Below are 12376 nucleotides of genomic sequence, written 5' to 3' on the forward strand. Positions count from 1 at the left end.
CATGCTCGACCTCATGACGGTGAGCGCCCACAGCACGGTTCTGGTCGGCCGGGAGGCCGACCTGGCCACGCTGCACGAGGCGCTGAAACGGGTCCGCGGGGCGGAGCTGTCGGCCGTGCTGGTCGGCGGCGAGGCGGGGGTCGGCAAGACGCGGCTCGTCGAGGAGTTCGGCCGGTCGCTGGCCGGTGAGCCGGTTCGGGTGCTCACCGGCCAGTGCCTGGAGCTCGGTGAGGAGGGCCTGCCCTTCGCGCCGTTCGCGGCCGCGCTGCGCGAGCTGGTCCGGCGGGAGGGCCGGGCCGTCTTCGACGGGCGCGAGGCGGAGTTCGCCCGGTTGCTGCCCGAGCTGGGGCCGCCGGAGTTCGGCGAGGCCCGCCGCGGTCACCTGTTCGACCTGGTCGGGTCGCTGTTCGCCCGGCTCGGCGAAGACCAGCCGGTGGTCCTGGTGATCGAGGACCTGCACTGGGCCGACCGGTCGACCCGTGACCTGATCGGTTTCCTGCTGCGCGCGGCCCGGGTGCCCAACCTGTTGCTGCTCGCCACCTTCCGCACCGACGAGTTGCACCGCGGGCACCCGTTGCGGCCGTTCCTGGCCGAGCTGGAGCGGGTTCGCGGTGTGCAGCGGCTCGAGGTCGACCGCCTCGACCGTGACGGCACGGCTGAGCTGCTGGGCCACCTGCTCGGCGCCGAGCCCGACGTGCGGACTGTCGATGCGGTCAGCGAGCGGGCGCAGGGCATTCCGTTCTTCATCGAGCAGTTCGCCGGCTCCGGTGATCCGCGCTGCGGCGACATTCCGGAGACCCTGCGCGACCTGCTGCTCTCCCGGGTCGACCTGCTGCCCGACGCCGCGCAGCGGGTGCTGCGGGTGGCCGCGGTGGGCGGCACCAGCTTCGGTCACGACCTGCTGGTCCGAGTCGCCGGGGTGGACGACGCGGCCCTCGAGTCCGCGCTGCGGGCCGCCGTCACCGCTCAGTTGATCGTGGTCGACCCCGACGGGGGCTACGAGTTCCGGCACGCGCTGGTTCGCGAGGCGGTGCACGACGACCTGCTGCCCGGCGAGCACGCCCGCCTGCACGCCCGGTTCGCGGAGGCGATCGAGGCCGAGCCGCACCTGATCGGCACCGACCGGGCGCCCGTCGAGATCGCCCACCACTGGCACGCCGCCCACGACCATCCGCGTGCGCTGGTCACCGCCCGGCGTGCCGCCGACGACGCCGGCCGACGGTATGCGTATGCGGAGCAGGCCCGTCTGCTCGACCGGGTGCTCGAGCTCTGGGAGCAGGTGCCTGACGCGGCCACCCTGCTCGACACCACACACTTCGACCTGCTGGAGGAGGCGGCGCTCGCCGCGATCGACTCCGGTGAGCACATGCGGGCGCTCAGTCTGACCCGGGCGGCGCTCGGCGACCTGGACTGCGACGCGGAGCCGCTGCGGGCGGCCCGGCTGCTGATCCGGCGGGCCAAACTGCTGCGCAACGCGGGCAAGAGCGACGGGTCGGCGGAGGCCCACGAGGCGTACAGGTTGCTCGGCACGGTCCCGCGCGACCAGGCCTGGCTGCGACTGCTCGGTGACGTGGCCTACGTGTGGTCCGGCATCGACGGCGACGTGGCCGGCCGGATCGCGCAGGAGGTCAAGGACGCCGCCGCCGACCTGGGCGACGACGCCGCGCAGGTGAGTGCGGAGATCATCTTCGGCAAGGCCTGCGGCGGGCGGCTCCCCGCCGAGGAGGCGCTGCCGATGATGTGGCGGGCGGTGGAGCGGGCGCGGGCCTCCGGTGACCTGCAGAGCTTCGCGCACGGCCTGGTCAACATCTCCGACTCGCTCTTCGAGCTGGGGGACTACCAGGAGTCCGCGGCGGCCGCCGCCGAGGGTGTGCCGCACGCGGACCGGGTCGGTGTCAGCCGGACGACGGGCGTCTACCTGCTGGCCAACCATGCCGAGGCGCTGATGGCGCTGGGCCGGTGGGACGAGGCCGACGCCCTGCTCGCCGCGGCGGCCCGGCAGGACCCGCCCGGCACCCTGGCCGTCCCGTGGCTGCGCCTGCGCGCCCGGATCCGGCTCGCCCGCGGACATGAGGGGGCGGACGCGCTGGTCAGCCGCGGGACAGGGTTTCTCGGCAAACCGTTCCTCACCGCGGAGACGCGGGTGTCACTGCTGGAGTTGCGGATCCTGGCGAGCCGGGCCGCGGGAGACGAGGCCGCCGCCCGGAACATCGCACGGACCGCCGTGCAGGATCGGGGGATCCGGGAGCGGCCTCGTTATGGGTGGGCGTTGCTCACCGCCGCGGCCCGGGTCCTTCCCGGCCCGGAGATCCGTGCGCTCGCGGCCGAGCTCCCCCAGCGCTATCCGGCTGAGCGCGCCTGCGCGGCCGAGATCGCTGCGCTGCTCGACGGCGGAGCAGAGCGGTGGCGGGCGGCGGTCGAGGCTTGGCGGGTTGATGGGCAGCCCTATCAGCTGGCGGTGGTCCTGCTCGGGTTCGCCGAGGCGGTCGCTGCCGACCGGGCGGCGGCGGGGGAGGCGATCGCTGAGTCGATGGCCATTGCCACCAGCCTGGGTGCTGTTCCGCTGATCGAGGCTGCGGAGGTGCTGGCCCGACGTCTGGGGGTGCGGGGGTCAGCGGTTGCGGCTGGGACTGAGGTGCTTACTGCCCGGGAGCGGGAGGTGCTGCGGTTGGTGGCTGAGGGGCAGAGCAACAGCCGGATCGCTCAGCGGTTGTTCATTTCGCCTAAGACGGCGAGTGTGCATGTTTCGCGGATCATTGCGAAGCTTTCGGTGAGTAATCGGGTGGAGGCTGCGGCGGTTGCGCATCGGTTGGGCTTGCTGAACGAGTAGCGGCGCGGGTTCGGAATGGGCCTATTCCAGGCCCATTCCAGGCCCGTTCCTGACCCGGTCTAGATCGACGTCGAGCAGCGTCTGGCCGGAGTCGGGGCGATCTTGTTGATAGGCGCTTGGTGCGCTGCGGCCGCGTGTGCTGGCTGTTGTTCTGACGCTGTTTGTTGAGGCTGGAGTTGTTTCTGAAGCCCCTTGAGTGGGTTGGTGCTGGGCTGCCGCGGTGGTTTCGCCGTTGGTAGATCTTGGGCTTTTGGCCACCGCGGGATGTGGTCGGGAGCCCAAGATCTGCTGATCGAGTGGGGCGGGCGTGTGGGACTGGCGCTCCCGCCACTGCCTTCGCCGCTACTGCGTTAGCTTTCGTCGCCACTGCCTTGGCCTCAGCCGCCGTCTTGGCCTCAGCCGCTGTCTTGGCCTCAGCCGCCGTCTCGGGCGTCGGCTGCCGTCTCGGGTTCGGCGGCCGACCACTGCTTCCGATTCCGCCGTCAGGGCCTCAGCCTTCGCAGCTGCCTCGGCCTCTGCCGGCCTCAGCCTTCGCTGCTGCCTCGGCCTCTGCCAACCTCGGCCTCAGCCGCTGCCCCTACCTCCGCCGTCGCTGCGTGGGCCTTCGCCATCATCGTGGACTCAGCCGCTACCACTGCTCGGCGGGTACACGGCTGGGTGCTTGGTGGGTGGAAAGGCTAAGAGGAGACGGGTGGGCTCCGATATTGGGGGCCGACTTCCGGTGTGGAAGTTGCACTGTCCGGCATGTGCCTTTCTCCCCTCGGAGGCCGATGATGGATAACGCCCTTGATGTGGCTTACCAGGTTGTCGATGTGTTGTTTGGTCCGGGATCGAGCGTGCCCTGGTGGGCTTGGGTCGCACCCCTCGTGATGATCTTCGGGCGGCTGATGATGCCGACGCTGGTTCCGCAGGGGGCCGAGTCGGGCTCCGGTTCTGGTTCGGGCTCCGGTTCCGGAAAGAAAGACAAGAAGGGTAAGAAGGCTAAGAAGGGCAAGAAGTAGCGTTCCGGAAGCGGTCCGAGCCTGGGGAACCGTGGCAACTTGGCCGGAGAGTTTGGACCCCGAGCCCGCAGTGATTGGGGGCCCGCAGTGGTTGGGCGGCCGACGCCAGCTGAGCGGCCGACGTCAGATGGGCGGCCGACGCCAGCTGAGCGGCCGACGCCAGCTGAGCGGCCGACGCCAGATGGGCGGCCGACAGCGGCTGATCGACCGCCAGCGGCTGGCCGCGGCCCGCAGTGGCTGACCAGACCGGGGTGACCAGCGGAACGTGGCTGGCAGTGCCGGGAGAGGCCGGTGGCCGGACCGTGAGTTGACTGGCCGGGCGGGAAATGGCCGACCGGACCTGTCGTGGCCGCGGACTTACTGATCGAGCTCGGAACGGATGCAGGGGTCTACGAATGCCGGCCCGGAGTGGCTGGCGGACCCGAGCGGCTGGCGGGCTCGAGTGCCTGGCGGGCCTGATTGGGTGGCGGGCGCAAGTGGCTGGCGGGCCCGAGTGTCTGGCGGGCCTGAGTGTCTGGCGGGCCTGAGTGTCTGGCGGGCCTGAGTGTCTGGTGGCCGGAACCAGCTGGCCCGGCCGGGATCGGCTGACCGTCGCGGCTGTCGGTTAGGCGGACTCGCGCACGATGAGTTCCGGCTGGTACGTCAGCTGCTGATGCCCGTCCGACGCCGTAGGGTCGGCGTCGGTCAGGAGCAGGGTTGCGGCGGCGCGGCCGAGGTCGTAAGTCGGCTGCCGGATGGTGGTGAGCGACGTGGCCAGCTCGGCCGCGAAAGGCACGTCGTCGTAGCCGACGACGGCGATGTCGTCGGGCACCTTGAGGCCGCGCTTGCGTAAGGAGCGCATGACGCCGAGCGCCACGATGTCGCTGACGCACATGATGGCGGTTGGCTGGTCGGGGAGTGCCAGCGTCTGTTCCAGGACGGCTTCGGCGCGGTCGGTGCTGGCGCGCGGCAGCGCGACCTCGAACAGGTGCTGCGCCGGGTCCAGGCCGGCCTTCTGGAAGGCGTTGTGCGCGCCCCGGCTGCGGGCGGTGCATTGCTGGACGTGGGGTGGGCCGTTCAGGAACATCACCCGGCGGTGGCCGCGGGCGATCAGATGAGCTGCGGCCAGTTCGCCGCCGCGGATGTCGTCGATGGCTACCGAGCAGATCTCCGCGGTGGGGCTGGGGCAGTCCAGAAGCACGATGGGTACGCCGCGACGCTGCATCGCCAGCAGGGACTCGATGTCCAGCCGGGTCGGGGTCACCAGGATGCCGCGGACGCCCTGCTCCTCCAGCATGTGCAGGTAACGCGCCTCCCGGTCCGGCTGCTGGTCGGTGCTGCACAGGGTGAGCATGCATCCGGCCTCGGCGAGGCGGTCCTCGATCCCGCGCGCGGTCTCGGTGAAGAACGGGTTGGCGATGTCCAGCACCAGCGTCCCGGCCGTGGCGGCGCGTCCCTCCCGGAGTTGGCGGGCCATCCCGTTGCGCACGAACCCGAGTTCCTGCATCACCTGCTCGACCCGCGCCCGGGTGCCGGCGGCCACGACGCCGGGATGGTTCAGCACGTTGGAGACGGTGCCGATCGACACGCCGGCCGTGGCGGCGACCTCACGAATGCCGTTGCGGCGGCGGTCTCCCGTGGTCACCCCATGCAATCTACTCGATGCCTCAGTCCGATTTGGGAGCGCTCCCAAATGATGCGAAGCGCCTTGTAGGCATCGAAGGGCATCAGTAGGTTTCGGGTCGCGCCGGACGTCAGGGTGGTTACCGGGAGATTGAAAGCTTTCAACCTCGGGATGCCAAGCGCTGACCGGGACGGCGCGATTCCCCCGATCCCCAAGGAGGCCCGTGATGTCCCGATTGAGACCCGTGGTGGCGACAGCCGCTGCCGTCGCCGCCTCGGCAGCCGCGGTCGTGCTCGTGGCCGTCGACGCCAGTGCGGCGGCCGGATGCCGCGTGACGTACGCGGTGACCAACCAGTGGCAGGGCGGCTTCGGCGCCACCATCACCGTCGACAACCTCGGTGACCCGATCAACGGCTGGACCCTCGGATTCGGGTTCGGCGCCGGTCAGACGATCACTCAACTGTGGAACGGCACCCACACGCAGGCCGGCGCCCAGGTCTCGGTCCGCGACGCCGGGTACAACGCGGCCATCGCGACGAACGGCCGGGTCGAGATCGGCTTCAACGGCGCGTTCACCAGCACGAACCCGTCACCCACGTCGTTCACCCTGAACGGCACGGCGTGCACCGGAGATGTAGCTCCGACAAGTGGACCGCCGTCCTCCAACCCGCCTCAGTCCGGCGAAGGCCGGCAGATGGAACGACTCGACCGGGGGCTGGTGAGCGTGCGGTCCGGCTCCGGCAACCTGGTGAGCTGGCGGTGGCTCGCATCCGACCCGGCGGACGTGGGCTTCAACGTCTACCGTGGCGCGACCAGGGTGAACTCCGCGCCGATCACCGGCTCGACGAACTACCTCGACGCCGGAGCCGCGGCCGGCTCGGCGTACACGGTGCGGGCCGTGGTCAACGGCGCCGAGCAGCCCGCCTCGGCTGCCGCGCTGCAATTCCCGGCCGGTTACCTCGATGTGCCGGTCCAGAATCCGAGCAGTTCCCGGTACGCCGCGAACGACGCCACCGTGGCCGACCTCGACGGCGACGGGCAGCTCGAGATCATCCTGAAGTGGGAGCCGCTGAACGCCAAGGACAACTCCCAGGCCGGCGTGACCGACGTGGTGTACGTCGACGCGTACCGGTTGAACGGGACCCGGCTGTGGCGGATCGACCTGGGCCGCAACATCCGGGCCGGGGCGCACTACACCCAGTTCCAGGCGTACGACTACGACGGTGACGGCGCCGCCGAGGTGGCGATGAAGACCGCCGACGCGACGGTGTCCGGCACCGGCCAGGTGATCGGCAACGCGAGCGCCGACTACCGCAACGCCGACGGCTACGTCCTCTCCGGCCCGGAGTTCCTCACCGTGTTCAGCGGCCGGACCGGTGCGGCGCTGGCCACCGCCAACTACGACCCGCCGCGCGGCACGGTGAGCAGCTGGGGAGACTCGTACGGCAACCGGGTGGACCGGTTCCTGGCAGCCACCGCCTACCTGGACGGCAAGCGGCCGAGCATCATCATGGCCCGCGGCTACTACACCCGGTCCGTGATCGCCGCCTGGGACTTCCGCAACGGCGCGCTGACCCGCCGCTGGACGTTCGACAGCAACGCCTCGGGCAACAGCTCGTACGCCGGGCAGGGCAACCACAACCTGTCCGTCGGAGACGTCGACGCCGACGGCCGGGACGAGATCCTCTACGGCGCGATGGCCGTCGACGACAACGGCGGCCGGCTGTGGAACACCGGCAAGGGCCACGGCGACGCGATGCACGCCGGTGACCTGGACCCCGCCCGGCCCGGGCTGGAGCTCTACAAGGTCGACGAGAACAGCAGCCAGCCGGCCTCGTGGATGGCGGATGCGCGTACCGGTCAGATCCTCTGGCAGACCGCGGCCGCCGGTGACAACGGCCGTGGCGTCTCCGGCGACGTCTGGGCCGGCAGCCCGGGAGCGGAATCCTGGTCGTCCGCCGACAGCCAGATCCGCAACACCGCCGGTGCCACGGTCGGCCGCAAGCCCAGCTCAGCGAACTTCCTGGCCTGGTGGGACGCCGATCCGGTGCGGGAACTGCTCGACGCCACCCGCATCGACAAGTACGGCACCGGTGGCGACACCCGGCTGCTCACCGCCTCCGGCGTGCACTCCAACAACGGCACCAAGGCCACGCCGTCGCTGTCCGGCGACATCCTCGGCGATTGGCGTGAGGAGGTGATCTGGCCGACCTCGGACAACACCGCGCTGCGCATCTACAGCACCGCGACGCCAACCGACCGGCGGATCACCACGCTGTTGCAGGACTCGATGTACCGGGTGGCGCTGGCCTGGCAGAACACCGCGTACAACCAGCCGCCGCACACCAGCTTCTTCATCGGGGCGAACATGCCCACCCCGCCGCGGCCGTTGATCCACCAGCCCTGAACACGGCAGTGCCCGGGCCGGCAGAAGCGGCCCGGGCACGGCAGAAAGCGTCAGCCGCGGGCGTCGAGGGCCTGGCGGTAGAGGCGACCGGCCCGGTACGACGAGCGGACCAGCGGGCCGCTCATCACGCCGGCGAAGCCGATCTCCTCGGCCTCCTCGCGCAGCTCGACGAACTCCTCCGGCTTGACCCAGCGCTCCACCGGGTGGTGGCGCGGGGTCGGCCGGAGGTACTGCGTGATGGTGATCAGCTCGCAGCCGGCCGCGTGCAGGTCGCGGAGGGCGGCGGAGATCTCCGACCGCTCCTCGCCCATGCCGAGGATCAGGTTGCTCTTGGTGACCAGGCCGGCCGCGCGAGCCTGGGTGATCACGTCGAGGGAACGCTCGTAACGGAAACCGGGCCGGATCCGCTTGAAGATCCGCGGGACGGTCTCGACGTTGTGCGCGAGCACCTCGGGCTTGGCGCCGAAGACCTCGGCGAGCTGCTCGGGGTCGGCGTTGAAGTCCGGGATGAGCAGCTCCACGCCGCAGCCGGGCTGCAGCTTGTGGATCTGGCGGACGGTCTCCGCGTAGAGCCAGGCGCCGCCGTCGGGCAGGTCGTCACGGGCGACGCCGGTGACCGTGGCGTAGCGCAGGCCCATGGTGGCGACGGACTCGCCGACCCGGCGCGGCTCGTCGGCGTCGAACTCGGCCGGCTTGCCGGTGTCGATCTGGCAGAAGTCGCAGCGGCGGGTGCACTGGTCACCGCCGATCAGGAAGGTCGCCTCCCGGTCTTCCCAACACTCGTAGATGTTGGGGCAGCCGGCCTCCTGGCAGACCGTGTGCAGGCCTTCCTTCTGCACGAGGCCACGCATCTGCGTGTACTCGGGGCCCATCTTCGCCTTGACTTTGATCCACGGCGGCTTCCGCTCGATGGGAGTTTCGGCGTTGCGCGCCTCGATGCGCAGCATGCGGCGGCCCTCGGGAGCAATAGTCACAACCTGAAAGATACGCCCGCCCGGACCGAACCTGACGCAGGGTGTGAGTGCACTCACCGGCGCGCCCGCAAATCTTGTGCACACCGGGACGCAAGTTGCTAACCTCACCGCCACGGCATTGATGGGAACAAGTAACGCTCCGATCCGCCGGCCGAGAGAGCCACCGGCAGCTGTGAGGGTGGCCCGAGCGCCGGAGCGTGAAGACAACCCGGAGCCAAGCAGTGCAAAGAGGCGCTTTCCAAAAAAGCGTGAAGGTGCGGTGGTACCGCGAGGATCCCGCTCGCCCGCACCTCCCTGGGGCCGCGTTGCAAACCAGAGGAGGTACGAGTTATGCAACGCATCCTCTCCGCCCGACTGTCCGAGCACGTGCACGAGAAGGTCACGATCGCCGGCTGGATCCATCGTCGCCGTCTGCTCAAGTCGGTGGCCTTCCTGATCGTCCGCGACGCCGAGGGGCTCAGCCAGGTCGTCGTCACCGACCCGTCGACCCGGGAGCAGCTCGAGAGGCTGACCGAGGAGAGCGTCGTCGAGGTACACGCCGTGGTCACCCCCAACCCGCAGGCACCCGGCGGCGTCGAGCTGACCGGCCCGGACATCCGTGTTTTGAGTGCTGTGGGCGTACCCCTGCCGTTTGAACTGCATCGGCCCGCGCTGGGCGCGGGTCTGCCTGCCCAGCTGGACCACGCTGCTCTGGCCCTGCGGCATCCGAGCCGGGCGGCGAACCTGCGGATCGCCGCCGCGGTGACCGCGGGTTTCCGGAAGTCCCTGGAGGAGCAGCGGTTCGTCGAGATCCAGACGCCGAAGATCGTGGAGTCGGCGACCGAGTCCGGCGCGAACGTCTTCAAGCTGGACTATTTCGGGCGGCCCGGCTATCTGGCGCAGTCGCCGCAGTTCTACAAGCAGCTGATGGTCGGCGTCTTCGAGCGGGTCTTCGAGGTCGGGCCGGTGTTCCGGGCCGAGCCGAGCGACACCGCGCGGCACCTGGCGCAGTACACGTCGCTGGACGCCGAGATGGGCTTCATCGCCGACCACCGGGACGTGATGACGGCGCTGACCCGGACCATCGCCGGGATGCTGGGGGAGGTCACCGAGCGCACCGGCTTCACGTGCCCGGACGTGCCCGCGGAGATCCCGGCCGTGCATTTCACCGAGGCGCTGCGGATCGCCGGCGCCCCGGCGGACGAGCCGGACCTGGCGCCGGCCCACGAGCGGGCGCTGGGGGAGTGGGCGCGGCGTGAGCACGGGTCGGAGTTCGTCTTCGTGACCGGCTATCCGATGCGCAAGCGGCCGTTCTACACGCATCCGGACCCGGCGAACCCGGAGTACTCGAACGGGTTCGACCTGCTCTTCCGCGGCCTGGAGATCGTTACGGGCGGGCAGCGGCTGCACCGGTACGAGGACTACGCCGCCGTCCTCGACGACCTGGAGCCGTATCGGGGTTACCTCGACGGTTTCCGGTACGGGATGCCCCCGCACGGGGGCTGGGCGATCGGGCTGGAACGGTTCGTGGCCCGGCTGACCGGCGCGGCCAACGTACGCGAAACCACCGCCTTCCCCAGGGACCTGAACCGGATCGCCCCGTAGTCCTACAGTGGTGCCGGTGCTGATCGACCTCGATGTCGCTCCCGCCGCCCGCCCGCCGGCACCCGGGCGGCGGGAGCACTGGCTGCCCGCGTTGCTCGCCGCGTCGCTGCTGCTGTTGCTCGGCGGCGCGGCGGCACCGCGTCCGGTCGAGGTCCTGCGGACAGTTGCCGTCCTGCAGGGCGTCTTCGTGACCGCCCTGGTGGCCGGCACGCAACTCTTCACCGCCCGCGCCCTGCCCGGTGACGACGCGGACCAGGTCGAGATCAGCGCCGTCCCGATCACCCCGGCCGGCTCCCGGTGGACCGCCCGGGTGGAGGCGCCCAGCGGCGAGGTGCGGCTGGCCCGGGAAGGCAGCGTTCTGGTGGCCGAGACACTGGAGGAGCTCACCGTGCTCGACGCCCGCAGTGGCGCCCTGCGGTGGCACGCGACGGCGTCCCTGACCACGGTCGTCGGGGGACAGGCGGTCTACAGCGAGTACGACGACGAGGACGGCTCCACCACCCTCGTCGACCTGGAGTCGGGACGGTCCCTCTGGTCGAGCCCCGGCCTCGCCGACTTCGCCGACCGGGACGCGACCGGGCGCTACCTGTTCACCATGGATTTCGACGGCCGGGCAGCCGTCCGGGACATCACCGACGGTCGGCGACTGGCTTCTCGCACGCTCGACGTGTTCCCCGACGGCGACCGGCCGGTGGTGTCGATCGTCGGTGACCTCGTCTACCTGTTCAAGGGATCGTCGCTGCTTGCGGTGCGCCTCTCCGACCTGGCCACGGCGTGGGAGACCGAGGCCGCCATCCCGTACGAGGTGCAGGCCTGTGCCGGCCTGATCTGTGTGAGCGACCGGCAGGGCGTGATGGGTGTCGACCCGGCCGGCGGTCAGGTCCGGTGGCAGGCGGTGCGCTGGATCTCGTACGCCGACGGGGTGGCCTCCGCCCAGGACGGGACCACCGTCCTGCTCGACCCGGCGACCGGCCGGGTGACCCGCCACCTCGGCCACGGGATGCGCGCCGGCGACCTGATGCTGCGGGCCCACGAAGGGCAGACCCGGGTCACCCGCCTGCGGTCCGGCGAGCTGATCGGCAACCTGTCGAGCGTCATCCCGTTCGCCTGTGTCACCTACGACCGGTTCCTCGGCTGCCGGACGTCGGGCGAGTCGTTCACGCTGTGGGAGATCCCTAGAGAATCACCATGAGCGTGACCACGGCGACGATCAGGAACGGCACGATCGTCGTGCAGACCAGGATCGCCCAGGCCACCGGGTGCCCGAAGTTCAGCGCCAGCCCGCCGCCCTGCTTGGGCACGAACACGCGCTTGTCGCGCGGATCGCGGTAGAGGGCGGCCATCAGAGGAGCGTCGGCAGGTGTCGCTCGACCACCGGCAGCACCTCGGCGACCGGCACCGGCCGGCCCAGCTCGGCGCTGAGCGAGGTGACCGCCGCGTCCCGGATGCCGCAGGGCACGAACCGGTCGAAATTCGCCAGGTCGCAGTCGCAGTTCAGGGCGAAGCCGTGCAGCGTCACCCCGCGCGACACCCGGATCCCGATCTGGGCGATCTTGCGGTCCAGGCCGCCGTCGGTCGCCCGGATCCAGGCGCCGCTGCGGCCCTCGACCCGCTCGGCCACCACGCCGAATTCGGCACAGACATCGATCAACAACTGTTCGGTACGCCGAACGTACGCCACCACGTCGACCGGGTCCGGCAGCTTGATGATCGGGTAGCCGACCAGCTGCCCCGGCCCGTGCCAGGTGATCTTGCCGCCCCGGTCGACGTCGACGACCGGGGTGCCGTCGAACGGACGGTCGGCCGGCTCGGTGCGCTTGCCGGCGGTGAAGACGCTCGGGTGCTCCAGCAGCAGGATGGTGTCCGGCCGGGAACCGTCGGCGACAGCGGAGTGCACGCGCTTCTGCTCTTCCCAGGCCTCGACGTAGTCGACCAGGCCGGGTCGGAGGACGGTCAGCACATCAGTAGTCACAGCCG

Annotated in this window: 9 protein-coding genes; 5 read left to right on the forward strand and 4 right to left on the reverse strand. The window is 70.6% G+C overall.

Features of this window, described 5'->3' with window-relative positions; genetic code table 11:
• The first annotated feature begins 13 nt into the window (after window positions 1–13).
• Together OHA21_RS47380 and OHA21_RS47385 are read left to right on the forward strand one after the other, a co-directional pair.
• Window positions 14–2830 (forward strand): helix-turn-helix transcriptional regulator, encoded by a 2817-nt coding sequence (locus OHA21_RS47380; protein ID WP_328466859.1) that lies wholly within the window; start codon window positions 14–16, stop codon window positions 2828–2830.
• Between the two features lie 770 nt (window positions 2831–3600).
• Window positions 3601–3831, forward strand: a complete 231-nt coding sequence (locus OHA21_RS47385) for a hypothetical protein (protein WP_328466861.1) — start codon at window positions 3601–3603, stop codon at window positions 3829–3831.
• Between the two features lie 604 nt (window positions 3832–4435).
• Here the strand turns inward: OHA21_RS47385 and OHA21_RS47390 are convergent.
• The gene (locus OHA21_RS47390) at window positions 4436–5455 is read right to left on the reverse strand and encodes a LacI family DNA-binding transcriptional regulator (RefSeq protein WP_328466863.1); all 1020 of its coding nucleotides are present in this window, start codon (window positions 5453–5455) and stop codon (window positions 4436–4438) included.
• 205 nt (window positions 5456–5660) lie between these two features.
• Here OHA21_RS47390 and OHA21_RS47395 point away from each other — a divergent pair, with 205 nt between their 5' ends.
• Window positions 5661–7841, forward strand: a complete 2181-nt coding sequence (locus tag OHA21_RS47395) for a rhamnogalacturonan lyase family protein (protein WP_328466865.1) — start codon at window positions 5661–5663, stop codon at window positions 7839–7841.
• A 50-nt stretch (window positions 7842–7891) separates the two neighbouring features.
• Here the strand turns inward: OHA21_RS47395 and lipA are convergent, their stop codons facing one another.
• Window positions 7892–8788 carry a lipoyl synthase gene (gene lipA, locus OHA21_RS47400; RefSeq protein ID WP_328478966.1) on the reverse strand — a complete coding sequence of 299 codons (897 nt, stop codon included), beginning with the start codon at window positions 8786–8788 and terminating at the stop codon, window positions 7892–7894.
• A 357-nt stretch (window positions 8789–9145) separates the two neighbouring features.
• Here lipA and aspS point away from each other — a divergent pair, with 357 nt between their 5' ends.
• Window positions 9146–10399 carry an aspartate--tRNA(Asn) ligase gene (aspS, locus tag OHA21_RS47405; RefSeq protein ID WP_328466867.1) on the forward strand — a complete coding sequence of 418 codons (1254 nt, stop codon included), beginning with the start codon at window positions 9146–9148 and terminating at the stop codon, window positions 10397–10399.
• Between the two features lie 16 nt (window positions 10400–10415).
• Window positions 10416–11591 carry an outer membrane protein assembly factor BamB family protein gene (locus tag OHA21_RS47410; protein ID WP_328466869.1) on the forward strand — a complete coding sequence of 392 codons (1176 nt, stop codon included), beginning with the start codon at window positions 10416–10418 and terminating at the stop codon, window positions 11589–11591.
• Here OHA21_RS47410 and OHA21_RS47415 read toward each other — a convergent pair.
• Window positions 11575–11742 carry a peptide ABC transporter substrate-binding protein gene (locus OHA21_RS47415; RefSeq protein ID WP_328466871.1) on the reverse strand — a complete coding sequence of 56 codons (168 nt, stop codon included), beginning with the start codon at window positions 11740–11742 and terminating at the stop codon, window positions 11575–11577. The two genes, OHA21_RS47410 and OHA21_RS47415, sit on opposite strands and share 17 nt — an antisense overlap.
• Window positions 11742–12371, reverse strand: a complete 630-nt coding sequence (gene lipB / locus OHA21_RS47420; RefSeq protein ID WP_328466873.1) for a lipoyl(octanoyl) transferase LipB — start codon at window positions 12369–12371, stop codon at window positions 11742–11744. The genes OHA21_RS47415 and lipB overlap by 1 nt, the downstream gene beginning before the upstream one ends.
• Window positions 12372–12376: the final 5 nt, after the last annotated feature.

Origin of the sequence: Actinoplanes sp. NBC_00393 (assembly GCF_036053395.1) — a bacterium.
Classification (GTDB): domain Bacteria; phylum Actinomycetota; class Actinomycetes; order Mycobacteriales; family Micromonosporaceae; genus Actinoplanes.